Below are 26,766 nucleotides of genomic sequence, written 5' to 3'. Positions count from 1 at the left end.
GCCGCCTCACCGGCGAGAACACCATCTCCTGGCGCGACCCCACAGCACAATAAAGACCGCATCACGGGATGAAACAACAGGATGAAACGACCTCTAAGGTTGGACCATGCTCAAGTCGCCGTCACGGGTCGAACTATGCCCGCTCATCCACTCTGACCAGGACGAGTTCTGCACGCTCGTGCAGGCCAGCTCCGAGCTGCATCCGCAGGGTAGGGGTACATGACCGGAGGGATCGCTGCCACCTTGCAGCACACCTTCACCGACCTGCGACTCCACCGGCTGGAGGCCAACATTCAGCCGGCCATCAAAGCATCCCTGGCCTTGGTTCAGCGGCTGGGCTTCCGCTATGAAGGGGTTTTCGCCCGCCTACCTCTACATCGACGGGGGCTGGCGGGACCACGAACGCAGGGCCTTCAGCGCGCCAACCCCCTGGACACCCGATCCATCCCTTCCCGAGGTCTGAGTCGCACGGCGTCGCTTATGAAACACGCTCTAGTTGGACCGCCTTCACGTATCAAGGAGTAGTGATGTTCGACCTCATCGTCATCGCACACGTCCCCAAGGCCGAAGACATCACACCGGTCGCTGACGCCCTGGCGCGAATGCGCCCGCTGTGCCTTGCCGAGGACGGCTGTGTCAGTTGGGAGGCGTACCACTCTCACGAGGATCCGGCCCGGTTCGTCCTGGTCGAGCGCTGGGAGACTCGGGACCACTGGGAAGCCCACGATGCCGGCGAAGCCATCCAGAAGATCTATGTGCCCGAGATCATGCCGCGCATCGAACGTGAGGTGCACCCCAGCGCTCCGGTACGACTCTGAAGCCAGGGCCGATCTGGAAGCTTTGCTCGGGCAGTCAACGGCGGGAGATGCCGCCGGAGCCGGAGTTCGGTGCCTGGCAGGCCGTTTGCCACGGCTTCGTCCAGTGGCGCGACGCGGGTGTTGTCTTCCCGGCCCTGTTCTCCACCTGAGTTGGGGCAGTGATGTAGCTCCGCAGCCTCCGCCCCGCCACGTGATCATGGCTGAGGTGCGCCCTAGGTGTATTGATCACGAGCGTTGTTAACAGCCGCTGGGTCTTGATCAATGGCGAAGACCTCCGGTGTGGTGGAGGTGTCTACGCCTCACCGCACGGAGGTCTTCGTATCCCACCGTAATGCCCGGCTGACCGTCTTCGGCAGGCGACTGCTGGTCGATCGTGTCCACGTCGGCCGTCCCGTCGCCCATGTCGCAGCCGAGATGGGCGTCTTACGCGTCACGGCCCACAAATGGGTCCGCCGCTGGCGGACTGAAGGCGAAGCAGGCCTGCACGACCGCTCCAGCCGGCCCCGGACTGCAACAGTCCGCCAGACCGGCCGCGCACCCTGCTCACCAGGCGAAAAACGCTTGCCCTTCTGGCCTGCATCCTTAGGCTTCCCGCATGGCCACCTCGCTCCGCTTGGAGAAGATCACACCCGGCAACTTCGACGCCGCGATCGCCCTGAAGGTACGCCCCGACCAGGACCACCTGGTGGCTCCAGTCGTCAAGTCCCTCGCCGAGGCATACGTGCATCCCGGGACCGCCTGGCCCCGGCTCATTTTTGACGGCGCCCGACTCGTTGGCTTCCTGATGGCCTTCTTCGACATTGACTTCGCCGGCGACGGCACCGCGACCGACATCCGCTCGGGGCTGTGGCGCCTCAACATCGCGGCTGGGGAACAAGGCCGCGGCTACGGCCGCTTCGCGGTCCAGGCCGCGGCCACCGAGATTCGCCGCCGTGGGGGCACCCGCCTGACCGCCTGCTGGCATCCCGGCAATGACGGCCCCGAAGACTTCTACCTCGGACTTGGATTCCAGCTGACGGGAGAGCTGAGCGGGGACCAGCGCGTCGGCGAACTGGAACTCGCCTAAACCTTGATCCGCCGGACAGAACCTAGTCGTCCTCGTCTTCGAAACTCCATCGGAGGTCGACTTGCGCGGCGGGAGCAAGCGCACGCACGGTGTCGTGAGTTCCCCGTTCGATCTGGTCAGACCAGCGGCCAAAACCGGACACGATGATCGGGTAATCGCTCTCCGCGAAGACCTGACCCGCCGACGTGTCCTCGGATACCGCCACGTCGCGCTCGAGATCGTGCTTGGTGAGGAACGCGGTCATCGCCTCGGCGACACGCGTCGTCTCTTCTCCCGGCTGCAAACCGGAGACGTTGAGGCTGAGGCCAACAGATATCGACATGTCCCAAAGGTAGCGGCCACCACTGACATCCCTCCTCCCGCCCCACCGTCCACTCGCGGCGCCCGAGCCTGTCAGAGGCCCGCTTGCCGGTCAGCGCGCTCTCCCTCATGAACGTCCCTCAAGAACGCCCCTCATGGCCCGCACCTCATGAGCAGTCCCTCGCGAGCACTCCCTCGTGAACGGCCCTTATGAAAGGCTGATCGACATGGTCGGGCCATCCGAGAACCCAGAACTCTGGGCGCTCCTGCAATCGCTGGGTTGCGGCGACCTCCTTCGGGGCACCGTCACAGCGATCGAACCGGGGAATCGGGGAGTCGGCACACAGGTGTGCCAGCGTGTGAGGGGACCGAGGCCATCAGGCTTCCCATCGAATGCGGAGGCGACGAGCAGGGGTGGGAAGGCTGTGCCCGGCGCGCAGGGCGAGGGCAATGGCCCGGCGCTCACAGGGATACGTCGGGGTGGAGGCGTCCGATGGTCCACATCCGTTGGCGTCGTACGGCGAGGGCGGTCATGGTGAGGAAGCCGGCCGCGAAGAGGAAGAGGACGACGAAGTCCCGCAGCAGGTTCGCGGTGAGTCCGCCCGATACGGTGACCCGCAATCCGTCGACCAGATAGGTCATCGGGAGCAGTGGGTTCAGCACCTGGAAGAAGGCCGGCTCGGTGGGCAGCGGATAGAGCCCGCCGGAAGCGGTGAGCTGGAGGATGAGCAGAACCAGTGACAGGACATCGCCCGGCACTCCGAAGACGGTGCGCAGGCAGTGATCGACGGCGACGAAGGCCGCAGCCGCGGTGACCAGGAGCGCAATCATCGCGAAGGGGTGGACAGGACTGAGCCCGAGGGTGAGGTCGACGACCCCGTAGAGCACCAGCGCCCCCACGGCGCCGAGAACCGCCGCCGGAAGCCATCCCGCGACGGCGGTGGTGAACGCACCGACCTTGCCTGCCAGGGCACGGGTGTTGAGCGGACGCAGCAACAGGTACGCGAAGAGGCCGAACACCCACAGGGCGATGCCGAAGAAGAACGGGGCCAGACCGCGTCCGTAGACACCCGCCGGGTGCAGGTTGCCGCGGTCGATGTGTACGGGTGTGCCCAGTACTTCGGCGGCGTGAGCGACCTCGTCGGGGCTGGTACGGGGAATCTTGCGCAGTCCCTGGTCCACGGTGCGGGAGACGTCGGAGGCGCCGTCGTGCGCCTGGTCGGCGGCGGAGCGCAGGGCTCCGGAGCCCCTTTCCAGGGAGCCCAGCCCGTCGACCAGGCCGCGCGCGCCATCGGCGGCGCTGTGGGAACCGGTATCGACGAGACGGAGCGGCGCGTGCAGGGCCAGCACATCACTGCGGAGTGAGCCGATGTCGCCCTGGAGGCGTTGGGCGTCGCGAAGGGCGCGTCGGGCGTTGTTCTCGGCAGCGGCGGCCCGGCCGTCGAGGTCGGTGGCGGTGGAATCCAGGCCACGGGCGTGGCTGAGGGCGCTCCGGTAGACCGGGTCGTCCCGTAGTGCGGGGTGGGAATCGGCGAGATCGGTGAGGTCGCCCACGGCGCGAGAAGTGCCCTTGCGGGTGGCGCTGGTGGCGGTGTGCACCGCGTCCAGACCATCCGTGGTCAGCCGGGCGGTGGTCACCAGGGCGGAGACGGCTCCGGGCAGACGGTCGGCCGCGGCCCGGTCGAGGCGGCCCGAGAGGTCGTCGATCTGGCCGGCGGCACGCGCGATCTGCCGCGCTCCGGCGGAGACTCCGTCGGCGCCGTCGCGCAGGGTGGATGTCGCCGACGCGACCGTGGAAGTGCCCTGCTGCGCCACGCGGGTGGCGCCCACCAGCCGGTGTGCGCCATCAGCTGCGGTGGACAGCTTGCCCCGCACGTCCGACAGCTCGCCGTAGACACTGCGCACATAGGCGGCGTGCGTGGCGGAGTTGACCTGCTCCTGCAGCTTGTTCTGCACCACTTCGGTCATGATGCCGGCGATGTAGTTGTGGGCATCGTTGAGTTCGATGTGGATGCCCGCCTGTTGCGGCCGGGTGTCGGCACCGGTGGCGAGTTTGCTGCTGAAGTCGGGTGGGATGGCGATGGTGAAGAAGTAGCGGTGGTGCTCCAGTCCGTCCCGGGCCTCGTCGGGGCCGACGAAGTGCCAGTCGAAGGTGCCGGACGCCTTGAGCTGCCGCACCAGCTGGTCTCCGGCGTTCACCCGGCGGCCCTGCTGGGCATGCGCCAGGTGGTCCTGGTTGACCACGGCGACCGGCATGCGGTCGGTCTTGCCGTACGGATCCCAGTTCGCCCACAGGTACATGGCGCCGTACAGCAACGGCACCAGGCAGAGCAGGACGGGGACCAGTCGGCGCATCGGGCCGCGGAAGCGCCGTAGTTCCAGGAGTGCCAGCTTGACGGCTTTCATATGTCGGCGTCCTCTCGGACAGCGGCCGTCCCGGCCGGGAGGCGGTCCCGGCTGCGCCGCGGCAGTAACAGCGTGATCAGGCCGGGAGTGGGCGGGGGCGGGCGGAGGCAGCCGGCCAGCACGGTGGGACCGTTGTCCCGGACCCGGCGCAGGGCCTCCCACACGGATCCGTGCGCGTCGGGTGGCAGGCCGTCGTCGACGTCGTCGACGACGAGGGCACCGGGCCGTTCGGCGAGAGCCAGGGCGGTAGCCAGCAGCAGCCCGCCGACGGGGCCGAGGTCCTCGACCAGATCTGTCCCTCGTAGGGCGAGGTCCAGGGTCTCGCATGCCTGGCGGATGTGGCGCTCCGTCACACCGGGGCTGGTCAGGCAGCGTTCGGCCATCACCTCTCGCACCCGCAGCCGTCCTTCGAGTTCGACCGCGGGCGCGGCCCGGGCAACGGCGACCAGCCTGCGCACCCGCCTCCCCTCGGCGGGCAGGACGTGCCCGCCGACCCGGATGGCTCCGCCGGAGAGCCGCATCCGCCCGGCGAGCGCAAGCAGCAGAGAGGTACGCCCGGATCCGGACGGGCCGTGGGCGGCCAGCAGTCCGCTCGCCGGCACGTCCAGGTCCACTCCCTCGAACACCGGGCCTCTCGGCCCCCGCACGCTCGCCCCGCGGGCCACCACGTCAACTCCAGCAGCTGTCATGCAGCAACGTCTAGCCCGGGCCGAGCCGGTCAACCCGCCTCAATGGAAAGAGAGTTGTGATGCTCTTCACGTGGTGCCTGCGGTAGCCCCCGGCACTGGGTGCCGGTGATGGCCGGAAGGTGCAGCGCGCCCGCGATCCGCGGAATCCACCGGCGGTTGGCAGGTCCCGCTGCGCACTCTCAATTCTCACTCAGATCGCTGCGCTCTCTCCCTGCGTTCCGTACGTTGGAAGTACGGAATGCTCGGAGTACCAAGCTGGCGGAGTACCGAGCTGCTCGACGTGCCGGATTCTCGAAGTGCCAGATTCTCGAAATGCCGGATGCTTGAGCGCCGGATGCTTGAGTGCCGGATGCTACGAACGGAGACCTATGAAGACCCCACTCAGCCGTATGGCCTCACGCGCCGCATCATTCCTGCTGCACGGACGGCGGCCCCGGTTCGACCACTCTGAAGCCCACCGATCTGCCCGGCCCAACCGCGACGCAGGTCTGATCGACCACTACCGCCCCTCGTCCCCCGGATCGGTGCAAGGGCCCATGTGACCGCACGCTTCGCAGGAGACTCCGGATTCCTGGCCGCCTGCGGTCGTCCGGGGTCGTCCTCTGCGGCTACCACCAGCCGCAGCCGGAACACCCGTCGCGTTCGCCGTGAAGGACCACCGCATCATCGCCCGGAGGAGCCCCGGACGCCGACCTCCCTCACAGGACGAGTAGGACCTCTTCATAATATTTCGGTAGCGACTGAGTGGTACCGATGATGCAGAGGTGCACGTGTGAGAGCAGTTCGGAAATCCGGGGTCGGCGGCATTCTGAGAGTCCGTCCGACACCGCGGTGGGTCGTTCCCCTGTTCACGGCCCTTGGGGTAGCGCTGGTCCCCTGGACCCTGTACCTGGCGTTCACCTTGCCCCGGCGAGCCACCTTGGCCTCGTACGACGCACCGTGGGTGGGATTCGACATCGGCCTGGCCGCCGTCATTCTGCTGACCGCGGTGCTCGCCCACCGACGGCACCGGCAGGTAAATCTTGCGGCCGTGGCGGTGACGACGATGCTGGTGGTCGATGCCTGGTTCGACGTGATGACCACACCCCGCGAGGAGGCGGGCGGGATTCTCGTCGCATTGGCCACCGCCTGCCTCGTCGAACTTCCCCTTGCGGTCCTGTCGTTGTGGATCGCGTTGACCGCCGGCGAGCTGACCGGCACCGGGCAGCCCCCCTCGCACCCGCACCCACCCCCGTCCCCGCCTGGTCCGGAAGACCCTGCCCACCAGGATTCCCCTTCGGACTCGCCGCATCGGACAGAGTGAAGCCAGCAGTTGCAGTTGATGCCAACAGTTGATGCCAGGAGTACCTTGCCGTCGCGCAGTCGGATCGCGGACGGCCTGGGCCGGAGCGCGCACAGGCTCCGCGCATGCGCCGCGCAGGCTCGACCCTCCCCCGCGCAGGCTCGCCCCTCCCCCCGCCCCCGCCCGGGGCGACTCTGCGGCCGGCGGCCGGCGGCTGGACGACTTCTGTTTGACGAAGCCGCGACTGAGCACGCCCGGATGGACGTTGCCGCCGCGATCCGGGTATCAGTGTCTTGGCGAGGCTTCGCCCCATTAGAACGGTTTCGCCCGTTAAGATGCGCTGTGGATGCGCACCCATAGTCCTGTTACAAGGTGAATTGCTTCTTGGGGCATCGGCCGTCGCACGGCGCAACCGGCCATCGCACGGCGCAGCAGTACGAGATCGCTCGCGCCCGCTGGGCGTTCCTGGTGGGTCACGGGCACGATCACGGGGCGCTTGGCTCCCGCGCCGGTCGCCGACTACCGGATGCCGGCCCCGGCTGCCGGTTACCGGGACGCCTCCAGCCATCCGAGGCGGGTGTTCTCTCGTCGGTGTGCGCACGGGCGTTCAGAGGGAGAGGACACTGCGTGAGCGTGCAACAGGTGGGCATCGTCGTCCACGAAGGGCGTCCCGCCGCCGTAGCGGCCGCCGACGTCGTCCGACGGTGGTGCGTGCGCCAGGGCGTCGGCTGCGTCGCCATCGACGTGTGGAATCCGGACGAGCAACGGCGGGACGCGCGGGAGGAGGTCGACGCTGCCGGTGGCCCCGACCTGATCGTCACGCTCGGAGGAGACGGCACCTTCCTCCGTGGAGCGCGCCTGGCCGCACAGAACGACGCCCTGGTCCTCGGCGTCGACCTGGGCACTCTCGGCTTCCTCACCGAAGTCCCCGCCGACGACGTCGAATGTGCGCTGGACACCATCCACCGCGGTCAGGTGGATGTCGAGACCCGCCTGATGCTGACCATGCGGGCGTCCCGGCCACTGGGACTCCCCGAGGGGATGGAAGCCCTCCTGCGCTACGGCCGGGGCCCCGTACTCCCTCCGCCGCTGGTACGCACCGACTGCGCCGTCGCACTTGACTGGGGCGTGGCGCTCAACCTGACGGCCCTCAACGACATCGTCCTGGAAAAGCTCGCCCGCGACCGGCAGGTTTCCCTCGGTGTATACCTCTCCGGCCGACTGCTCGCCTCGTACTCCGCCGATGCCGTCCTGGTCGCCACACCGACCGGCTCCACCGCATACAGCTTCGCCGCCGGCGGCCCTGTCGTCTCCCCCGCGGCCGACGCCATCGTCTTCACCCCCGTCGCCCCGCACATGACCTTCAACCGCTCGGTGGTCGCCGCCCCCGACGAGGCTGTTGCCCTGCGCGTCCTGGGACACTCCGGCCGCGCGGCGGTGAGCGTCGACGGCCAGCTGCGCGGCGTCCTCGATCCGGGGGACTGGATCGGCGTCTACGCGGCTCCGCAGCGTCTGCGCGTCGTACGACTGGGACCGACCGACTTCTACGGCCGGCTGCGGGAGCGCATGCGGCTGACCGACGCCCCCGCGGCAGCCGACACCGACGTCACTCCCCTGTGGCCGCACACCAGCCCTCCCCCCGCAGATCTCGCACACCTCCGCCTTCCGCCTCTCCCCCTGGACGTCGACTGATCTGCGCCCGGGCCACCCGTCCTGCGGTGGCTACGGCTCCGTTCATCCGCCTCCGCCTCCCGTCCCCATCCCCAAATCCCCGCCTGCGACCCCGACCCCGTCCTCGTCCCCGCCGGAGACATGTTGCGCCGACCGGGTCGCGATGTCCTGGAGTGCCGCCAGATGGGCCTGCAGCGTGAGGTGTCCGTCGCGGCTCAAGTTCAGCCAGGTACGAGGGGTCTTGCCGACATAGCCCTTCTTCACCTCGACGAGTCCTCGTTTGCCGAGCGTGCTGATCTGTTTGGACAGCGCCGAATCCGACAGATTCAGGGAGTCGCGGACGAACTTGAACTCGGCCCATCGCGTGGCCGCCAGGAGCGCGGTGATCGACAGGCGGGTGGGGTCCAGCAACAACGGGTCGATTTCAGGAGCGGTCATGGGCGTATCCGAGTGAGCCGAGACTCTTGAGCCGCTCGGACTGACGGTTGGACTGGAGCATCGTCGCCAGCCCGAGAGCAATCCCCATCAGCAGGTGCCAGTAGGGGATGTAGGTCAGGAACACCCCGCACGTCAGGAAAACGACACCCACGACGCCAAGGAAGACCACCATCCGCCGCGGCGTTCGCCACTCCGCCAAACCCGGCGAGACGATCCCCCGCACCTGCAGCACCGGAGGAAGACCGAGCAGACTCCGCCCCCAGCGCGTGTACTGACCGATGAGAAACGCCACTGTCAGGGGCGCCAGTACCCCGGAGCACCACGGCCACCACGGTTGAAGGTGAAGCAGCGACAGCAGATCAGGAGCGGCGAAGACCAGGAACAGATTCGTGCCCCAGGCGATCGAGAACCAACGGGGCTGACGTTGTGCCTCTATCGCTTGGTCACGTCGCCGCTGGACGTCTTCCAGGGCGCGGGCTGCGTGTTCGGCATCGGGCTCAAGGGACACGGGCCACCTCCGGGGTGAGGTCATGGGACAGGAAAGCACTTTCCTGAACGGAAAGCTACCAACGGCTTTCCACTCAGGCAAGTGCTTGCCTCGGCCGGAAGTACAGGAACCGAGGGGAGCCGAGAGAGTCGAGTCCGCCGCGCGAGTGGCTTCAGGCGCGGCCGGAGCGACGACAGCGAGGGCCCGGACCTGCCACGCCCCCGGATGGCCCTGCGCACCAGAAGTCTCGTGTGTCGATGGGTGCAAATAGGGCAGGACGATCCGGCCTGTCCCTTTTCAGTGGACAGAGGGTGTGTGGAACGCATAAGTTCCGCCTGCCGCTCGGACCGTTTCGGGGAGAGACGTCCCACTGCGTGCGCAAACACACCTGTCTCGAACCCGTGGGGGGTTTCGCATGTCACACATGCCCGTCGCACCACCGCCGCCGCCATCCGGCTGGTCCGTTCCGCCCGGTCCGCAGGCCGTTCTCCGCTCGCCTGCCGGGCTCTCGAAGGCCGTAATGATCCTGCTCGGCCTCGTCATCGGCGCAGATCTGTTCGCGCTGTGGCAGGGCAACCATTCGTACCAGTTGGTCGGCAGACTCATCCGCAATCTCGGCTCTGTGACCTCGCGGGAGATCGACCAGGCGGACGCGCTGTACGGGGCGTCCGGGACCGTGCAGCTCGCGACCACTATCGCGACCGCGGTGGTCTTTGTCGTCTGGTTTCACCGCACCCGTGTCAACGCCGAGGTCTTTGCCCCCGAGTACCACGCGAGGAAGCGCGGCTGGGCGATCTGGGGCTGGGCCGTGCCGGTGGTCAACCTGTGGTTTCCCCGACAGATAGCCACCGACATCTGGAACGCCAGCGCCGATGAAAAGTCCAGGTCCAGGGCGCTGCTCAACTGGTGGTGGGCGCTGTGGATCGTGAACCTGATCTTTGGGCGCCTGGCCGCACAGCGGTACTCAAGGGCCGAGCAAGCGGAAGAGATCAAGGGGGCGATCGCCGGGCTCATGGCGAGCGACGTCTTCAACATCATGGCCGCCGTCGTAGCCATTTTCTTCGTACGCCGCCTCACCCGCATGCAGCATGAGAAGGCATTGCGGGGGCCTGCGCTCTGACACCAGCGGGCCTTCGGGTGCTCACGGGCCCGACTCCGGCCGGGGGGTGGGACCAGCTCCGGCCGGGGGGTGGGACCAGCTCCGGCCGGGGGCGGGTCCCCCGGCCGGTGGGCCTGACTCCAGCCCTGGGGCGGTCCGACTCCCGCCAGGGTCAGACCCGCGACCGCGCTCGTCTACCGCCTGTCGGAGCACGAAAGCGCCGCCTTGAGCGCGCTGTGGCCTCCTCGGTCAGCTCCTCGATCTGCCTGGGGGTGCGGTGTCCGCGCTGGGCGGCCGGCGGCAACGGTCACAGAGGGGCCGGGACACAGAAACACACAGTCACAGCGGCCGGACACGGTCATACGCCGAGGCCTGGCATCGCCCCTACGGAGGCCTGGCACCGCCATACACAGAGGTCGGCAAGCACGGTCAAAGAAGCCGGACGAGGAGGTCCTGCTGCGGCAGCGGCCGGTGCAGCGCGAGGAGGGCCTGGTCGTCCTGGGGTGCTCCGCCGCTGTGACGGCTGACGTCGCTGGCGAGGAAGTCGAGGACCGTCGAGGGTTCCGGGAAATGGCCGGTCTGGCGCCGGTAGGACTGCATCATGTGCGGGACGCGCTCGGCGGGGTCGTAGAAGGCTCCGGCCGGGTCGCGGGCCTCGGTGACGCCGTCGGTGAAGCACAACAGCATCGCACCGGGTGGGAAGGGGTGCGTCTCCACGGGTGAGGTCCAGGCCCCCAGGGCGGTGATGCCCAGGGGTGGCGCTTCCTCCTTCGGCTCCAAAAGGTACGCCCGGCCGTCGGCGTGCAGCAGCAGCGGCGCGGGGTGGCCGCGGTTGATGATGTGGACCTGGGCCAGGTCGGTGGCGAACTGAACGATCAGGGCGGTGGTGAACCCCTCCGTGGCATCCAGGCCCTCCCGGCGCTGGCTTTCCCGCAACAGGGCCTCCTCCATGCACTCCACCAGGGCAGGCAGGTCAGGTTCGTGGTCGGCGGCGTAGCGGAAGACCCCGATGTCGACGCTGACAGTCGTGATGGCGGACAGGCCCTTGCCCCTCACATCGCCGACCATGGCGCGCACCCCGAACGGCGTCTCCTGCATCACATAGAGATCGCCACCGATCAGTGCCATGTCTTCGGCCGGTACATAGCGGGCGGCGATACGCAGGTCCCCCAGCCTGCTCGGCGGTCTGGGCAGCACGGCCCGTTGGGCGACCTCCGCGGCATAGCGTGCCCGGCTCGCGCTCACATGCTGGGTGCGCAGCGACCGGTTCAGGCCGACGGCCAGCACGGTGACAGCCGCCAGGGTGATCTGGACAGCCGCGTCGCCCTGCCAGTCGTAGCTTCCGTCGGCGAAGGCCAGACCTCCCTGCACCAACATCGCCGTCAGGCCGACGCCGATGATGCCGGCCGGGCTGAGCAGCGACACCGCTGTCACCGGCGCCACGGCCAGCAGGGCGGCGGACGACACCGAAGGAGGCGTCAGCAGATTCACCAACGCCGCGAGAGCGATCACCGCGGCGGGAACCAAACGGCGTACCTGTGACCACACGGGCAACACCCTCATCAGCTCATTATCAGGTCATTCTGCCCTCCAGGCGGCCTCGTGACAGCGGAGCCGGTCGCGGTCACACTGCACTGCGACCGAACGGCCTAATGGCCCGGGCCGGGGCCGGGGCCGGGCCGGGGCCGACCGGTACGGCGACCGGACGGTCACCGGCCTGGTCCGCACGATGTCGCGCTACGGAACGGGTATGGAACGCGGATGGAACGTAGTACGGCATGCAGTACGGAACGCGGTACGGAACGGTGGGCGACGTGGTCGTCACGGCCATGCGCCGGACGATCTTCGGGTGCCGGCGAAAACGGATAGCCCCCCGGGTCGGCGCCGCATACGTTCGGCAACATGACGGACAAGTGCTCTGGGCATCCACGGCTCGCCGCGCTCTACGACCCGCTCGACCCTGACCGCAGCGATCTCGACGCCTACCTCCGGATGGCGGAGGAGTTCAGGGCACGTCGAGTGCTGGACATCGGCTGCGGGACAGGAGTGTTCGCCCTCCTCTTGGCCGATCGCGGGATCGAGGTGGTCGGCATCGATCCCGCCCAGGCGTCCCTCGATGTCGCTCGGGCCAAGCCGGGGAGTGCGCGAGTGCGCTGGATCTGCGGCGATGTCACGGCCCTCGGGGACGTCACAGCCACAGCTGATGTCACAGCCCTCCCGCCGCTGCGGGTCGACCTTGCGACGATGACGGCGAACGTGGCCCAGGAAATCGCCGATCCGTCAGCGTGGCGGAAGACGCTGCGGGGGGCCTACGAAGCACTGCGGCCCGGCGGACATCTGGTGTTCGAGACCCGGGATCCGGCGAGGCGCGCTTGGGAGGAATGGCACCGCGAAAGCTCTTACCGCGCGGCGGAGATTCCTGGCGTAGGCGTCGTCGAGAGCTGGTCGAGCTGATCGAGGTGAGCCGGCCGCTGGTGACGTTCCGGGGGACCTGTGTGTTCGCTGCGGACGGGCAGGTACTGACATCGGATTCGACGTTGCGCTTCCGCGAGCGGCAGGAGATCGAGAGGGACCTGGTCGCGCACGGCTTTGCGGTGGAAGACGTTCGCGATGCCCCTGACCGGCCGGGACGAGAGTTCGTCTTCGTCGCGCGACGTCCATGACCTGGAGTGGAGGAAGACCGGGAGCGCACGGACACCGGCACCTGGGCCCACGGCTTCCGCCGCCTGCGGATCCGCCGGGAGATCCGAGGAGGCCACCGCCCCTCCCTTTCAGCTGAGCCGCAGCCGCATCCGCACGTAATCGGCTCGCCCAGGTCCGGGCCGTCGCTCCCCGTCCACACCCCAGCCGAGCCAGACGTAGAACCTCCGGGCCCTCGCATTGCCCTCCCATGCCTCCAGAACTCCGCCGCCGAATCCGCCCGCCGCAAGCCGTCCGGTGAACGCACTGTGCAGCGCACGCCCTGTCCCGCGTCCCCAGGCGTCCGGATCGACGTGGATCTGGAACAACTGGCGATAGACCGATCCGTCGACGTCGGCGTCCTTCGGTGGCCCCATCGCGAGGGCGCCTAACACCCTGCCCTGAGGGTCCTGTGCACACAGTGCGGTCATGTCGGGCGACGCAATGGCCCGTGCCCACCCGTTCCGTCGCTTTTCCCGTGCCACCGGGTCGGCCAGTTCCGCTGCGGCCACCCCACGCGCTGCGTAGTAGGCGCTGCGGGCCCGGGTGTGGATGTCCGTCATCGCTTCCACGTCCTCGACCGATGCCTCGCCCACTCGAATGCTGTGATTCATGAGTCGTCGCCCCTGCTCAGCCGGTGTGAGCGGGGGCCGCGTCAGGGACTCCACCGGCCGGCCAGAAGGGGGCGGGGAAGGCGGGGGCGTCGGATTCGGCGTGAGAGCCGGTGTCGGTGCCGGCATCGGTGCCGGTGTCGGTGCCGGGCATGAGGGTGGTGAGCATCTGCCGGGCGGTTCTGGCGTGGTCGATGGCGCGGGGCAGCATGACGCTTTCGTAGGCGTCGAGGGCCTGGTCGATGGTGGGGTGACCGATGACGGCTTGGGCGAGGTCGGCTCCGTCGAGCAGGGCGAGGTTGGCGCCGACGCCCGCGGGCGGCATCAGGTGGGCGGCATCGCCGAGCAGGGTGATGCCCGGGACGCGCTGCCACCTGTGAGGAACGGGAAGGACGAACATCGGCCTGTTGAGGAAGCCACCCTCGTTGTCGCGCAGGATGCCGAGCAGGCTCTCGTCCCAGCCCTGGTACAGGGCGAGGAGGCGGGCGCGTACGGCTTCGGTGTCATCGAGGTCGAGGCCGGCGTGCCAGTCCTGGGGGCCGCGGAAGGTGATGTAGGCGCGGACGTGTCCATCGCTGTTGCGCTGCAGCACCAGGCTGCGGCGGCCCGCCTTGGCCAACATGGTGCCGCCACCGACCAGGTGGGCGATGCCCGGGTGACGGTGGTCGACGTCGTCGAAGTGGGCTTCCACCATCGTGACACCGGCGTAGGCGGGTTGGGCGTCGGAGAGCGCGGGGCGTACCCGGGACCAGGCCCCGTCGGCGCCGATGACCAGGTCGAAGTCCTCGACGACACGGTCGTGGTGGTGCAGACGGGTGTTGTCGTGGGGCAGCGGGGTGACGGCCTGTACGGAGTGCTTCCAACGGACCGTGCCGGGGGCGAGGGAGTCCAGCAGGAGGGTGCGCAGCCGGCCGCGGTCGATCTCGGGCCTGCTCAGATCGTCTCCGTCGGCCTGATCGTGGCGTAACAGGGTCGCATGACGGTCATACAGGCGCCACTCCTGGCCGTCGGGCCGGGACAGAGCGAGGAACTGGTCGAACAGTCCGGCGGTACGCAGCGCGTCCTGGCCGGTGTGCTCGTGGATATCGAGGGTGCCTCCCTGCGAGCGGGAGTTGGGGCCGGCCTCACGCTCGAAGACCGTCACCGGCAGGCCGCGCTGCTGCAGGACGCGCGCGCAGACGAGGCCGCCCAAGCCGGCACCGACGATCGCGATGCGAGGGGTGGTGGACATGAGGTTCACGCTCCGTTCCAAGGATCAAGAGGGTGCAGGTGTCGAAGTGCAGGAGTAGAGAGTCCAGGTGTCTTGTGGTGCTGGCCTGATGCATGAGGCGGGGCGGCGGGCGTGCGCCGCGGCTTCTTCATCTCCTTCATCGGCGCCTTCGACGGGCCGATTTCGGGCACGGCAAATCGAGCGTTCCGGTGAGGGAGTCGGCCCGGATGCCGACGGCTGGGTGCGGGCCGGGCACGCCGACCGCGCTCATCAACAGAAACACAGCCGCACCAAAAGTACAACTGCTCCGACTTTTTATCCGATCGCCTTGGCGATCGGATCCTCCCAAGGGGATAAGGTAGGGGCATGGCCGAGACGACAACAGGGCGCCGCGAGCGCAAGAAGGCCCAGACCAGGCAGGCCCTGACGGATGCCGCGGTGCGGCTGTTCACCGAGCGCGGCTTCGAGCACGTCGGTGTACGCGAAGTGGCGGAAGCGGCCGATGTCTCGCTGAGTACGCTCTTCAAGCACTTCCCCAGCAAGGAAGCCCTCGTCTTCGACCTGGATACGGACATGGAGAGCGCCTTGGTCGCCGCCGTGCGCGACCGAGCACCCGGCCAGCCCGTGCTGCACGCCCTGCGCGACCACATGGTGCGCACCCGAACCGTCGTGCGGACCGACGACCCCACGTTTGCCCTCGTCGAGTCCACCCCCGCCCTGCGGGATTACGCACGCCGTATGTGGTCACGCCACGAGAAGGCACTGGCCGCCGTCCTCGCCGATGCCACCGGACTCACCCCCGACGCTCCCGCCGTCACCGGCCTGGCACGCTTCGCCCTGGAAGCCCCCGGCATCGCCCGCGCAAGCGAAGACCCGGCCCGGACCATGCGCGACCTGTTCGCCCTGCTGGAACACGGCTGGGCCACCACTCCCCTGGCGCGGCAGGAAGACCGCCCAGGTCAGGTCGAGTGACCGCGGGTCCGGTCCGAAGTCGACCTGTGTGCGTTTGAGTTGGCAGCGGTTTGCGGCGGTTTGCAGCGACCGCACTGCCGGCGGGATTGGCCTGGGAAAGCGCTTGGGCAGGGGGCCGGCTGCGTGGGGCGATGCGGTCAGGCGCTCACGCCGATGCTGTCGCCGCCCCACGCGCGCCCGCACGCGCACGCGGCGAACGACGCCTCTTCGTGGTCAGGTGGGACTCGACGCGGAGGAGGCAGGGCAGACCGCCGTATCCGCCCGCCCGGCCTCGGCCGAGCGCTGCGACGCGATCACGGCGAGGGCGTCCTCAGGGCTCGCGTGGACCGGAGTGGTCACACTGATCCCGGTCAGGTCGAGCAGGCGCAGCACCACATCGGACACCGCCGCCAGGTGCACGCTCCCGTCAAGGCGCTTGGCCTCGTTGGACGCACGAATAAGGATGTTCAGCCCCGAGGAATCCATGAACGGCACGGCTCGCAGGTCCAACACGAGATACCGCCTGCCGTGCACGATCTGGTTGGCCAGCTGGTGGTGAAGGGATGTGCCGGTCTCGCCGTCAAGATCCCCCGACACGGTCACCACCGCCACCTCCGGCTCGGTGACCTTCACCTCGACGCTCAACTCGTAGGACTCGGACACGACCTCCACCTTCCGTTGATCGGTTTCCGCTGATCGGCTTCCGCTGATCGGTTGCCGTTGATCAGTTCCGCTGATCGGTGGAGCTCGCGTACCCCGTCATCCTTGCTTCAGACAGCGTCAGAACAGCAGTCCGCAGATGCCGCCCGCCATCGGCCACCGGGCACGGCCCGCAGCCGCACCCGCGGTCGACGACGGCGGGTCGGCCAAGTCGGGGACACCGCCGCAAGGTCTACGGATGAAGGACGACCTTTGTGTAGCCCTCGATGCGCTTGTCGAACTTGTCGTATGCGGAAGGAGCCTGGTCGAGGGGCAGTTCGTGCGAGACGACGAAGCTCGGCGTCGCCCGGCCCTCGATGATCATGTCGCGCAGCTGCCGGTTGTAGCGCTTCACGTTGCACTGCCCGGTACCCATGCGCAGGCCCTTCTCGAAGAGCTTGCCGATCGACACCAGGAGCATGCCCCGCTTGGCCTGCTCGTCAGGACCTCCAGGATCGGCGGGAACGTACAAACCCGGCACACCGAGGGCGCCGGTGGGCCGCACCGTGCCGACGAGCGAGTTCAGGACCGTGGCCGGTTCCTCGCGGGCCATGCCGTGTGCCATCGCCTGATAGCCGACGGCGTCCACGCCCTTGTCCGTTCCGGCACCGCTCGTCCGGTCCTTGATCTGCTGCACCGGGTCGCCCTCGGCGAAGTTGATCGGGACCGCGCCGATCTCCCGGGCCTTCTCCAGCCGCTCGGGCACCCGGTCGACGACGAAAACCTTGCTGGCTCCGCGCAGGAGGGCAGAGTAAGCAGCCATGAGCCCCACCGGCCCGCCGCCGTACACCGCGACGCTCTCGCCCGGGCGCACCTGGGCGAGTTCACAGCCGTGGTATCCGGTGGGGAAGATGTCAGCGAGCAGCATGAAGTCGCTCTCGTGCTCGTTTCCCGGCGGCAGTTTCAGGCAGTTGAAGTCGGCGTAGGGAACGCGGAGATATTCCGCCTGGCCGCCTGCCCAGGGCCCCATCGAGACGTAGCCGTAAGCGCCGCCCGCAAATCCTGGATTGACGGTCTGACAGAAAGCCGTATACCCCTCGACGCAATTGGTGCAGAACCCGCAGGACACATTGAAGGGCATGACCACACGGTCGCCCTCCTTGAGTGAGGTGACGCCCTCACCGAGATCTTCGATGATCCCCATGTTCTCGTGGCCGAAGACGATGCCCGGCTCGGCCGCCGTACGGCCTTCGTACATATGCAGGTCAGAGCCACAGATCGCGGTGGAGGTGATCTTTACGATCACATCGTTGGGATGCTGGATGCCGGGCTTCGCAACATCCTCGATCTCCACGGAGTACGGCCCTTTGTAGACGACGGCTTTCATTTGCTGCCACCTCCCGCTCGGCGGATAGCATGCGTAATTCCCCCACTGTTCCCACCCTCACTCTTTTGACGTGACCTATCCCTCATGATTCTCCGGTCTACGGGATGCGGCAAGCCGGTAACGTGAGAAGGGATATCCACTCTGGGTATCGCAATGTCGCACCGAGAAACGAAAGAGGGAGGGCGACACGTGGCAGCACAGCGACTCGGGACCTTGTTGGTACCGGTGCTCGGCCTGTCCGGGACCTCGTACCCGCCCGGGACGACGGTTACCGTCCGCGGTCGCGGTGCGACTGTCGATGCGTTCGTGAACGGCGACTGGCTCCCGCTGTCGTGGTGGGAGTTCTCCGACGGCCTCCGTGAGGACATCGCCGACCGCTGACCGGCCTGGGTGCGACTTCGCTGCGTACGGCTTCCCTGCATACGGTTTCGCTGCATACGGTTTCGCTGCGTACGGCTTCGCTGCGTACGGCTCTGAACTGCAGGGATCCCGGCGTGCCACCCCGGGGCGCTCCAGCCGTTACCAGAGCCGCCACCACTCCCCCACTTATTTCCGGCAAAACAGGGCAAACTGCAGGCATGGGCTCTCAATATTCCGATCCGGATCCACGCCGCAGCCCCGGCCTCGCGCCAGGAGTCGGGGTACCCCCGGGGGAAACCCCTCAGGGCGAGGGAAGCACAGGGGCCGAGACCGGCCCTCGCGACAAGCAGACCCGCGGCTGGGCCACAGGCCCCGTGGTCATCCTCGCCATCATCGTCGTGCTCTGCGCAGCATTCTTCATCGCATACGCCGTGATCGTGGCACTGTGACCGTCGGCGGGCCTCAGCATCGACGACCCAAAAGGCGATATCCCAAGCGACGGCGGTCATCCGCCGGCAACGCCGAATCAGCCTGCGGTGCAACAGCACCGTACCCACCGCCCACCAGGTACAGCTGAGGCATGCCCCACCGCCGAAGGCCGATCTTGAGATCCGCTCACCGGCGATGCCAAACGAGCGTGTAGCGCCAGAACAGGCGGCGGCGCAGCCGGGCGCCGGGCAGGGCGTCATGAGCCGCACTGACGATGTCGGAAAAGCTCATCTCCGCCGGTCGGGTCAGGGCGGTCATCGAGACCGGGCGGGGTGCCCTGCGGCCCCGGTTCTTGAGCCAGCCCGTGGCGGCATTCAGCGGGCTGGCGAGGATGCCGAGCACATAGTCCCCGGCCGTCTGCGCCCGGGAAAGGCCGACGATCACCAGAGTTCCGCCGGGGGCCAGGTGCCGGCGAAAGACGGTGAGAGCTTTGGTGAAGGGCAGATGGTGGATGGTGGCGACGCAGGTGATGACGTGGTGGGGACCGGCAGGGATCTCGGTCAGCGCGTCCGCGACCGTGAAGGTCACCGGGGTCGCCGGAGAAGTCAGCCGCTGTGCCTGGGAAACGATCACTGGGTCGGAGTCGATGCCCCGGACTTCGTTGGCGCGGGTGGCCAGTAGCCGGGCCAGGTCGCCGCTGCCGGAGCCGATGTCCAGGGCGCGGTCGAAGCGGTCGGGAAGTTGTCGCAGGATCCACCGGTGGTAGTGGGCGTTGTGGTCCCAGGGGTGGGCGGCATTGAACCGCTCGAGGGCTCGGAGGAGTCGGTGCGGCAGTGGTGTCATGGCGTCAGTCCACCAAACCACCGCGCCCGCGTAACCTCGTTGGAGGGAGCTTCAGCCAAGTCGGCGTGGGCAGGGTCGGTTGCGGCCCGCTCCTCTGGGGACAGCTTCTGCTTCCGGGGTTGCATCGGACGCACCGGACGAATTGGTCGCACCGGACGCACCGAATGCGCCGGGTCCGCCCGATGCCCAGCGGCGCCGGCAAGGTTCGCTCTTTCACTCTTGTCCGGGCCGCCACCCAACCGTTCAGGGCACCACCGGCGCTCGCGCAGGGCGTCCACGACGTACGCCGGCTCGGCGAAAGACCCATGAAGAGCCAAAGCTTGAGCCTATGACGGGTCGTAGACATAGGGCAGGGGGTTGCTGTTCCCTGCCGGGGTATGCGCCACGACATTCACCGTGCCGGGCGCTCCGCCCGGGGAGGTGGCGACGACCTGGGTGTCGGAGATCGCCGAGAACGAGGCCGGAACTCCGCCGAAGAACACGGCGTCGGTGTAGGTGAGGTTGCTGCCGCCCAGCACGATCGCGTCACCCCCGACGTCAGCGCCGTGGGAGGGGATGAGGCTGGTCAGGACCGGCGCTCCGAGATAGGTGTAGTACGGATTCCCGGTGGCCGCCGTGCTGGTCCCGCCCGGTGTGGTGACGGTGACGACGACCGCGCCGGACCCGGCCGGAGCGGTCACGGTCAGCTGGTTGTCGGATACCACGGTGATGGCGGTGGCCGGGTTCCCCCCGAAGTTCACGGCGTTGGTGAGCGTCAGGTTGGTGCCGAAAACGGTGACGGTGTTGCCCCCGGTGGCCGGGCCGAGGTGCGGTGACAGATCGCTGAGGGTGGGGGCGGCGAGATAGAAGTACGGCAGGGGATTGCTGGTGCCGCCGGCCGTGGTGACCGTGACATTGACCGCGGACGGCGGCCCCGCGGGCGCGATGACGGTGATCTGACCGGCGGTATTGGTGAGGATGGTCGCCGCGTTGCTCCCGAACTTCACCGAACTCGCACCGGAGAGGTTGGTGCCATTGATGGTGACCACATTGCCGCCTGCCGTGGGACCTGACGTCGGGCTCAGGCTGCTGAGCGCTGGGACGGAAGCGGCGACGTAGGTATAGGCAAGGGCGTTGCTCGTGCCGCCCGCCGTGCTGACGGTGACGTTGACGGTGCCGGTTCCTGCCGGGGCGCTGACGGTGATCTGGGTGGCGGTATTGGTGAGAATGGTGGCGGGGCTGCCCCCGAAGAGCACCGAGGTCGCACCGGAGAGGTTGGTGCCGTTGATGGTGACCACATTGCCGCCCCCCGTCGGCCCCGACGTCGGACTGAGACTACTGATAGCCGGAACAGGAACAGCTACATACGTATAGGCAAGAGCATTACTCGTACCACCCGCCGTGGTCACCGTGACATTGACCGTACCCGCACCCGCAGGCGCAATGACCGTGATCTGAGTAGCAGTATTGGTGAGAACGACCCCTGGATTAACCCCGAACTTCACCGCAGTGGCACCGGACAGACCGGTGCCAGTGATCGTTACTACATTGCCACCCGCCGTCGGCCCCGACGTCGGAGTGAGTGTGGTGAGTACGGGGGCCGGAGCGTAGGTGAAGAATACGTTCTGGGTGCTGGTACCGGTCGGCGCCGTGACGGTGACCTGGACCGTACCGGTCCCCGCGGGCGTCTTGGCCGTGATCTGCGTATCGCTGACGATGACAAAGGTCGTTCCGTTGGGGCCGAACCTGACCATGGTGGCACCGGTGAAGCCGGAGCCCGTGATGGTGACGTTGGTACCCCCCGCTGGAGCACCTTGGGTGGGGCTGACACTGGTCACTACGGGGGCCATGATGCTCGTCTCCTTCTTGTACCGCCTGGGTCGCGCCCTGGCCGGCGGTCGTCGGCCAGAGCGCGGGGCGTCGCCGCCCGCCCGCGCCAAACGCTGCGGACGGGCGGCGACTTGGTGGTCGTGCCGTGGGTCCCCGGTCGTCCCCGCCGATCAGGTGACGGTGAAGGCCTGGGCGTTGGAGTCGCCGCCGCAGGTGTGGACGGTGATGGTCCCGGCGCCGGTGGCGAGTCCACCGGGCACCGTGGCGACGAGTTGCGTGTCGCTCACGGGGGTGAAGACCGCGGTGGCGGTGGCGGCGGCGCTGTCGGTGAAGGTGACGGTGTCCACGCCGACGAAACCGGTTCCGTTGACGGTGATCTGGTCCCCCGTCGTACCCGAGGTGGGGACCAACGAGGTGATGGCCGGCGCGAGGTAGTAGTCGATCAGGGTGGTGCCCGCGGGGCTGGTCCCACCCGCGGTGGTGATGTTCACCGACTGGGTCGACACCGTACCGACCTGCCCCGGGTTGGCCGGCGCGGTGAAGGTGACCTGGCTCGGCTGGGTGGGAGTGACCGCCACGTTGCCCACGGTGCCCACCCCGACCTGCGTTCCGGAGAGGAAGTTGGTGCCGAACAGCGTCACCGCACCACCTGTGGCGGCCGATACACAGGTGACGCTCAGCCCTGTGGTGGTCGGCGCGGCGATGACGAAGAACGGCAGCGCGTTGCTGGTGGCGCCGGCGCTGCTGGTGACACTGACGGAGACCTGGCCGGAGCACGGCGCCGTGCTGGGCACCACGAAGGTGACCTGGGTGGCGGTGACGCCTGTCGGGGTCACCGTCGCCGAGCCGAAGTTCACCCTCGTGGTGGTGGACAGAGCGGTTCCATTGATCTGAACGGTATCGCCTGGTTTGCCCTGGTTTGTGGTGGTTGTGGTGTCCACCAACGACGTGATGGTTGCCATGATGTTTCTCCTTCGGATGTGCCGCTCTGCCGGGGTGCGCAGGAGCCGGCCGGTTAGCTGTCGCGGCCCGCAACCTCATGGGATGTCCCCCGTGGGGCGGGAAGGGGATGGTGGGACCGATGCCTCAGGGCGCCTGGGCGGGTCGTCCTCTGTGAAGCGACGCGGCGCCGCATCAGAGGGCGCCGTCAACATCGCTTGAACTCATTAAAGCCAAGGGGTGAAGGAGGCGATAGGTGACATTGGGGCATCGAGGATTCTGTAGGAAAATAGGTTAAGAGTTCGCTGTTCAGCTCCGGCCGCCGTTGCGCGCCCCTGCCGAGTGTGGTGCAGCCTCGCGCCAACCGGGCTGAGAAAAGCGGTCAGTTGACTTCAAGCGACCACCGGTCAGCGGTATCCGCACGCCGAAAGACGTTTCCGGACCCGCCCGACTCACGTTGCCCGGCCGGGACAACCGACGCCGCGGGCGCCGAATTCGGCGCTCACCGCGACGGCCCAGTGCTGATGGTGCGCTATGCGCGAAGGCGTGAGAAAGGGCGCCGGTCCGCCCCGCGCCGCACACCGTCCGCGCAAACGGGAATGCCGCAAGCGGCCTTGGACAGCGGATCCGGGTGAGGCGGCCGCCATGACGATGATGGCGGTGATGGGGGCATGGCGGTGACGTGGGCATGGCGCTGACGTGGGCATGGCGGTGCTGGGGGAATGGCGGTGCCGGCGGTGAGGGCAGCGCAGATGTGCGTCGTTTCGCGCACCACCTGCGTATGAAGGGCCTCATCTGGCTCAGGGCAGGACCCGGCCCGGCCCGGCCTGGCCTGGCCCGGCCTGGGGGTGGGTTGGGCTGGGTCGAGGCGGGGCGGGTCGGCCGCGCAGAGCAGGAACGGGCCGGAGCGTGCGAATCCCCCCGTGGTCCACGGGAGGTCCCGACGGAAGCGGGTGATGAGGCGGTCGAGTTCCGCCACCTCATCACCCGTCTCATCACCCACCCCATCGCTCAGCCCAGCAACGGCCGCGATGGCGGCAGCGCCGCTCACCCTTGCCCTCGGTCGCCGTATCCGGCACCCGGCGGCCGGACCCGCCGATCAGGTGTAGACGAAAGCCCCGGGTGCGGGGGCGGTGCCGCCCGTCGTCGTCACGACGACATTCGCCGGGCCCGGGGCGTCCGCGGGAGGAGTGACGACGGCGATCCGGGTAGGAGAGACGATCCCGAAGGCGGCCTCGGCCCCGCCGATCGTCACCGACTGGGTGAACGCGAGCTCGACACCCTCGATCAGGACCGGGTCGCCACCCGCCGTCGAGCCGGTGGAGGGCGTCACGGAGGTGATGTTGGGCGGGACCGCGTAGGTGTAGGTGGCCTTGCCGTACGAGTTGCTTCGCGTGACCACGGTCACCGGCACGGGGCCGGCCGTCCGCGCGGGCGGCACTGTCACGGTGACCTGGTCGTCAAGAACGGAGGACGGCGTGACGGCCACGTCGCCGAAGTGCACCGAGGTGGTGGTGATCAGGCCCCGGCCGGTCACGGTCAGTGTGCCGCCTCCGCCGAGCGGGCCCGACGCCGCGCTGATCTGGATGAGCAGCGAGTCGGGGAGGTAGTAGAACCGGCCGACGGTCCGGGTGATGCGCTGCCCGAGGGTGACGTCAATGCTGACGTCGCGGACGAGGAGTGGCGAAACGGCCCGGATCTCACGGCTGTTGACGATGGTGAACGAGGCGGCCGGGCGGCCTCCGAAGCGGACGGCGGTGGTGTTGCCCAGTCCCTCTCCGATGATGGTCACCGGCGTTCCGCCCGACATGGGCCCCACGTTGGGGTACCCCCCGGACGGCGCGGCCAGCACACTCACCGTCTCGTTACCGTTGTTGACCACGTAGACCTCGACGTCGTCCGGCGTGATCACCAGCCAGGACGGCGCGTGGAAGCCCGGGACCTTATCGATGATCCCGTTCCTGACGAGATCGATGACGGCGACGCTGTCATCGCCGTCGCAGGTGACGTATGCCAAGAGCCCGTCGTGGCTGACCGCGACACCGAAAGGGATGGGCAGTCCGTTCAGGGTGGCCACCACGGTATGCGTGACGGTGTCGATGACGCCCAGCCTGTTGCCGCCGTACTCCGACACATAGGCGCGCTGTCCGTCGGGCGAAACCGCCACTCCCCTCGGGAGGAGGAACCCGGTGATTGTCTCCATGACGGTGGCGGTGGCGGTGTCGATGACCTCGACCGTGTTCGCGCCCTCTTCGGTGACGTAGACCTGCGCCCCGTCGGGGGTGACCGCCACCCCGCGTGGCCCGCTGCTCACCGGCACCGAGGCAATGAGGGTGTCGGTGTCCGTGCGGATCACATCCACCCGGCTCCCTCCCAGGCTGGCCACGTAGAGCCGGGAGCCGTCGGGTGTCACCGTGAGACCGAGGGGCTTGTCCAGCCCCTCGATGGTGGCGGTGACGGTGTTGGCGGCGGTGTCGATGACCGCCACACTGTCGGTGCCGAAGCAGGCCGCGTAGGCGCGCAGTCCGTCCGGGGCGATCGCGATCTCCCACGGTCCGCTGGTCACGCTGATCGTGGTGATGACGTCACGGGTGCGGGTGTCGATGACGCTGATGCTGCTGGCCCCGAAATTGGTCACATAGACGCGTCGGCCGTCCGGGGTGATCGCCGCCCAGATGGGGGCGTGCCCCACCAGGATCTCGTCCACCGTCAGCGGTTCATTCGTATCCATGGGGGCCACCCGCCCCGGAATGCCGCCGGCATGGACGGGGGACGGATGTGCCCCCTCCGGAGCGCCTTGGGTGGGGCCGGCGCTGGCCCCTGCCGGAGCCATGATGCTCTCCTTCGCCTGGGATGAATCAACCGTGGAAGGTCGACGGGTCGTCGGTCAGAGCGCGGACGAGCGCCGTGCACACCGCGGTGAGCCGGGGGGCGGGGAGGTGCGGCGGCGGTCTGCCGGTTTCTCGTGACGTCGGTGCCGGGGTGTGTCCGCCTTCAGCAGGCAGGGGAAACGGGGGGCAGGGCACCGCAATTGTTCGGGGTGTTGCCGACCACCCCACTGCCGATCAATACCACCCCGCCGGCGTTGGTGAAGATGCCCCCGCCGTTGACACTCGCGGTATTCGCGGTGACGCTGCTGCCGGTGAGCATCAGCGTTCCGTCGGTGTAGATTCCGCCGCCGTATGACGCCTTGCTGTCGCGGATCGTGCTGCCGGTGAGGGCCACCGAGCCGCCGAGATTGGCGATGCCCCCTCCCACACCGAGGCCGGCGTCACCGCCGCTGACCGTCACCGCCGCCATGCTCAACTGTCCGTTGGCACCGGGCACTTGTGACGGTCCGTCGACCTCGAAAATCCGGAAGGCCGGCGCGCCCGGCGCCCGGGTGATCTGGGTAGCCAGACCCGCCATGGAGATCGGAGTGGTGATGTTGGGCAATCCCGGTGCTTGCCCGGCTCCCCCCGAACTGTGGGCGCTGGTGAGGGTGTACGTACACAGAGGAGCAAGAATCAAGCTCCCGCCCCCGTCAGCGTTGGCCGTGTTGACCGCATTGACCAATGCGGATTCACCGCAGGCCACCACAATCGGCGACGCTGCGTGAGCGTCGGGAGCGGAGGCGGATGCCAGCGGAACGACAGCCGCCGCCACCAGCGTTCGCAGAACATGAATGGCTCGCAAGACGCCTCCTCGGACGTGGTTGAGCCGGCCCCACCCGGCCAACACCCCGGAAGGCGCAAGCCGGTAGAACCCTCCGTCAGGCGACGCCATGCCTATGGAAGCCGAGTCAGCACGCCCATGGGCCGACCGCCGCATCTCCCAGCGGAGGGATGGACGGCCCACCTGGTAGGTAGAGCCAGTAACCCACCCGAGTGAGTCCCGCACAAGGAATGCTGACAGTTATTCACCCGTTCAGCCGGGCATGCGTCACCCGGAGCCAGCGGCTCTTCGTCGCCCTTCTCGACCCCGGGCCTTGTGGACGCCGCCCTTGAGGTCCGTACGGCTCGAACGATCGAGGCAGGGGCAACTGCCGCATAGAGTGGATCACATGCGAAATCCGCTCTGTATGACCAAGGAAGTGTGACGTGCCGCGTACCACGCTCCAGCCGCAGGAACTGTTCTCCAGCAGGCCGTGGGGCTTCTCCCAGGTCGCGGTCTCCCCACCGGGAAAGATCGTCAACATCGCGGGACAGGTGGCTTGGGACAGCAACCACGAGGTGACGGCTGTAGGGCGGGAGGCGCAGCTTCGCCAGGCGCTGAAGCATGTGTTCATCGCTCTCGAAGCCGTCGGCGGCACACCGGACGACATCCAGATTCTTCGGCTCTACCTTCCGAACTTCGAGTCCGGTCCCGAGGCGGATCTGATCGGCCGCGTCCTCGTCGATATTTTCGGAACGGAGAACCCGCCGCCGTCCTCATGGATCGGGGTGCAGGCTCTGGCGCAGCCGGAATACCTGGTTGAGGTCGAGGCCATGGCGGTCGTACCGGAGGAGAGCGGTGCGGGGTGAGGTGACTGGTGCCGTCCGGCTGTGAGATAGCCGGACGGGCGGGGCGACGACGTGCGGCGCGGCGACGTCGGGGGGCGCCGCGACGTCGGATGGGGAGGCACCGCGACGTTGGGGCACGACGCCGGGGGCCAGGACGACGCGCATCCTCGCC

General features: G+C 68.1%; 24 protein-coding genes and 3 pseudogenes. 12 read left to right on the top strand and 15 right to left on the bottom strand.

Annotated features, from left to right (window positions below):
• Positions 1-213 precede the first annotated feature (213 nt).
• The 4 genes and pseudogenes from ACGFR7_RS35705 to ACGFR7_RS35690 form a co-directional block, all read left to right on the top strand.
• Positions 214-463, top strand: a pseudogene (locus ACGFR7_RS35705) (GNAT family N-acetyltransferase); the annotation flags it as partial.
• A gap of 64 nt (positions 464-527) precedes the next feature.
• Positions 528-818, top strand: coding sequence for a putative quinol monooxygenase (locus ACGFR7_RS35700; RefSeq protein ID WP_393327715.1), 291 nt, complete (start codon positions 528-530; stop codon positions 816-818).
• 261 nt (positions 819-1,079) lie between these two features.
• Positions 1,080-1,340: pseudogene (locus ACGFR7_RS35695) on the top strand (leucine zipper domain-containing protein); the annotation flags it as partial.
• A 73-nt stretch (positions 1,341-1,413) separates the two neighbouring features.
• Positions 1,414-1,884, top strand: a complete 471-nt coding sequence (locus ACGFR7_RS35690; RefSeq protein WP_393327712.1) for a GNAT family N-acetyltransferase — start codon at positions 1,414-1,416, stop codon at positions 1,882-1,884.
• 22 nt (positions 1,885-1,906) lie between these two features.
• Here ACGFR7_RS35690 and ACGFR7_RS35685 read toward each other — a convergent pair whose 3' ends face one another.
• From ACGFR7_RS35685 to ACGFR7_RS35675, 3 genes are all read right to left on the bottom strand, one after another.
• The gene (locus tag ACGFR7_RS35685) at positions 1,907-2,206 is read right to left on the bottom strand and encodes a hypothetical protein (RefSeq protein WP_393327709.1); all 300 of its coding nucleotides are present in this window, start codon (positions 2,204-2,206) and stop codon (positions 1,907-1,909) included.
• 440 nt (positions 2,207-2,646) lie between these two features.
• On the bottom strand, positions 2,647-4,590 hold the full coding sequence (locus tag ACGFR7_RS35680; protein WP_393327706.1) for a YhgE/Pip family protein: 1,944 nt from the start codon (positions 4,588-4,590) through the stop codon (positions 2,647-2,649).
• Positions 4,587-5,279: an ATP-binding cassette domain-containing protein gene (locus ACGFR7_RS35675; protein ID WP_393327703.1), complete on the bottom strand. Its 693-nt coding sequence runs from the start codon at positions 5,277-5,279 to the stop codon at positions 4,587-4,589. Before ACGFR7_RS35675 ends, ACGFR7_RS35680 begins: the two co-directional genes overlap by 4 nt.
• Positions 5,280-6,222: 943 nt before the next feature.
• On the opposite strand from ACGFR7_RS35675, the gene ACGFR7_RS35670 reads away from it, so the two are divergent.
• Together ACGFR7_RS35670 and ACGFR7_RS35665 are read left to right on the top strand one after the other, a co-directional pair.
• Entirely contained in the window at positions 6,223-6,582 is a 360-nt protein-coding gene (locus ACGFR7_RS35670) for a hypothetical protein (RefSeq protein ID WP_393327700.1), read from the top strand.
• Between the two features lie 606 nt (positions 6,583-7,188).
• Positions 7,189-8,253 carry an NAD(+)/NADH kinase gene (locus tag ACGFR7_RS35665; RefSeq protein ID WP_393327697.1) on the top strand — a complete coding sequence of 355 codons (1,065 nt, stop codon included), beginning with the start codon at positions 7,189-7,191 and terminating at the stop codon, positions 8,251-8,253.
• Between the two features lie 42 nt (positions 8,254-8,295).
• On the opposite strand, the gene ACGFR7_RS35660 is transcribed toward ACGFR7_RS35665, so the two are convergent.
• Positions 8,296-8,670, bottom strand: coding sequence for a transcriptional regulator (locus ACGFR7_RS35660; protein ID WP_393327694.1), 375 nt, complete (start codon positions 8,668-8,670; stop codon positions 8,296-8,298).
• Complete coding sequence (locus tag ACGFR7_RS35655) at positions 8,657-9,178, bottom strand: hypothetical protein (protein ID WP_393327691.1); 522 nt, start codon at positions 9,176-9,178, stop codon at positions 8,657-8,659. Before ACGFR7_RS35655 ends, ACGFR7_RS35660 begins: the two co-directional genes overlap by 14 nt.
• A 403-nt stretch (positions 9,179-9,581) precedes the next feature.
• On the opposite strand from ACGFR7_RS35655, the gene ACGFR7_RS35650 reads away from it, so the two are divergent.
• Positions 9,582-10,277 carry a DUF4328 domain-containing protein gene (locus ACGFR7_RS35650; protein WP_393327688.1) on the top strand — a complete coding sequence of 232 codons (696 nt, stop codon included), beginning with the start codon at positions 9,582-9,584 and terminating at the stop codon, positions 10,275-10,277.
• A gap of 408 nt (positions 10,278-10,685) precedes the next feature.
• On the opposite strand, the gene ACGFR7_RS35645 is transcribed toward ACGFR7_RS35650, so the two are convergent.
• Entirely contained in the window at positions 10,686-11,819 is a 1,134-nt protein-coding gene (locus ACGFR7_RS35645) for a PP2C family protein-serine/threonine phosphatase (RefSeq protein WP_393327685.1), read from the bottom strand.
• A 339-nt stretch (positions 11,820-12,158) separates the two neighbouring features.
• Here ACGFR7_RS35645 and ACGFR7_RS35640 point away from each other — a divergent pair.
• A pseudogene (locus tag ACGFR7_RS35640) lies at positions 12,159-12,919 on the top strand (class I SAM-dependent methyltransferase).
• Positions 12,920-13,027: 108 nt separating this feature from the next.
• Here ACGFR7_RS35640 and ACGFR7_RS35635 read toward each other — a convergent pair.
• Positions 13,028-13,549, bottom strand: a complete 522-nt coding sequence (locus ACGFR7_RS35635; RefSeq protein WP_393327682.1) for a GNAT family N-acetyltransferase — start codon at positions 13,547-13,549, stop codon at positions 13,028-13,030.
• Positions 13,550-13,565: 16 nt separating this feature from the next.
• The gene (locus tag ACGFR7_RS35630) at positions 13,566-14,777 is read right to left on the bottom strand and encodes an FAD-dependent oxidoreductase (protein WP_393327679.1); all 1,212 of its coding nucleotides are present in this window, start codon (positions 14,775-14,777) and stop codon (positions 13,566-13,568) included.
• Positions 14,778-15,122: 345 nt separating this feature from the next.
• On the opposite strand from ACGFR7_RS35630, the gene ACGFR7_RS35625 reads away from it, so the two are divergent.
• Positions 15,123-15,728, top strand: coding sequence for a TetR/AcrR family transcriptional regulator (locus ACGFR7_RS35625; protein WP_393327676.1), 606 nt, complete (start codon positions 15,123-15,125; stop codon positions 15,726-15,728).
• A 213-nt stretch (positions 15,729-15,941) separates the two neighbouring features.
• Here ACGFR7_RS35625 and ACGFR7_RS35620 read toward each other — a convergent pair whose 3' ends face one another.
• Entirely contained in the window at positions 15,942-16,370 is a 429-nt protein-coding gene (locus ACGFR7_RS35620; protein ID WP_393327674.1) for an STAS domain-containing protein, read from the bottom strand.
• A gap of 229 nt (positions 16,371-16,599) precedes the next feature.
• Positions 16,600-17,733 (bottom strand): glutathione-independent formaldehyde dehydrogenase, encoded by a 1,134-nt coding sequence (locus tag ACGFR7_RS35615; protein ID WP_393327671.1) that lies wholly within the window; start codon positions 17,731-17,733, stop codon positions 16,600-16,602.
• A gap of 189 nt (positions 17,734-17,922) precedes the next feature.
• Here ACGFR7_RS35615 and ACGFR7_RS35610 point away from each other — a divergent pair, with 189 nt between their 5' ends.
• Both ACGFR7_RS35610 and ACGFR7_RS35605 read left to right on the top strand, forming a co-directional pair.
• Positions 17,923-18,114 (top strand): hypothetical protein, encoded by a 192-nt coding sequence (locus tag ACGFR7_RS35610; RefSeq protein WP_088795864.1) that lies wholly within the window; start codon positions 17,923-17,925, stop codon positions 18,112-18,114.
• A 197-nt stretch (positions 18,115-18,311) separates the two neighbouring features.
• Positions 18,312-18,542 carry a DUF6480 family protein gene (locus tag ACGFR7_RS35605; protein WP_393327667.1) on the top strand — a complete coding sequence of 77 codons (231 nt, stop codon included), beginning with the start codon at positions 18,312-18,314 and terminating at the stop codon, positions 18,540-18,542.
• 166 nt (positions 18,543-18,708) lie between these two features.
• On the opposite strand, the gene ACGFR7_RS35600 is transcribed toward ACGFR7_RS35605, so the two are convergent.
• The 5 genes from ACGFR7_RS35600 to ACGFR7_RS35580 all read right to left on the bottom strand — a co-directional run bounded on the left by ACGFR7_RS35600 (position 18,709) and on the right by ACGFR7_RS35580 (position 25,548).
• Positions 18,709-19,365, bottom strand: a complete 657-nt coding sequence (locus ACGFR7_RS35600; RefSeq protein WP_393327664.1) for a class I SAM-dependent methyltransferase — start codon at positions 19,363-19,365, stop codon at positions 18,709-18,711.
• Between the two features lie 326 nt (positions 19,366-19,691).
• Positions 19,692-21,194: a beta strand repeat-containing protein gene (locus ACGFR7_RS35595; RefSeq protein ID WP_393327661.1), complete on the bottom strand. Its 1,503-nt coding sequence runs from the start codon at positions 21,192-21,194 to the stop codon at positions 19,692-19,694.
• Between the two features lie 150 nt (positions 21,195-21,344).
• A complete protein-coding gene (locus ACGFR7_RS35590) occupies positions 21,345-22,136 on the bottom strand; it encodes an IPT/TIG domain-containing protein (protein ID WP_393327658.1) in 792 nt (263 codons plus the stop codon).
• 1,076 nt (positions 22,137-23,212) lie between these two features.
• The gene (locus ACGFR7_RS35585; protein ID WP_393327655.1) at positions 23,213-24,844 is read right to left on the bottom strand and encodes an IPT/TIG domain-containing protein; all 1,632 of its coding nucleotides are present in this window, start codon (positions 24,842-24,844) and stop codon (positions 23,213-23,215) included.
• Between the two features lie 263 nt (positions 24,845-25,107).
• The gene (locus ACGFR7_RS35580) at positions 25,108-25,548 is read right to left on the bottom strand and encodes a hypothetical protein (protein ID WP_393327652.1); all 441 of its coding nucleotides are present in this window, start codon (positions 25,546-25,548) and stop codon (positions 25,108-25,110) included.
• Between the two features lie 644 nt (positions 25,549-26,192).
• Between ACGFR7_RS35580 and ACGFR7_RS35575 the strand changes: the two genes are divergently transcribed.
• On the top strand, positions 26,193-26,615 hold the full coding sequence (locus ACGFR7_RS35575; RefSeq protein WP_393327649.1) for a RidA family protein: 423 nt from the start codon (positions 26,193-26,195) through the stop codon (positions 26,613-26,615).
• The last annotated feature ends 151 nt before the right edge of the window (positions 26,616-26,766 follow it).

Origin of the sequence: Streptomyces sp. NPDC048516 (assembly GCF_043199875.1) — a bacterium.
Lineage (GTDB): Bacteria > Actinomycetota > Actinomycetes > Streptomycetales > Streptomycetaceae > Streptomyces.
Note: the sequence above shows the minus strand (reverse complement) of the source record. Positions and strands in the feature narration are given on the sequence as shown.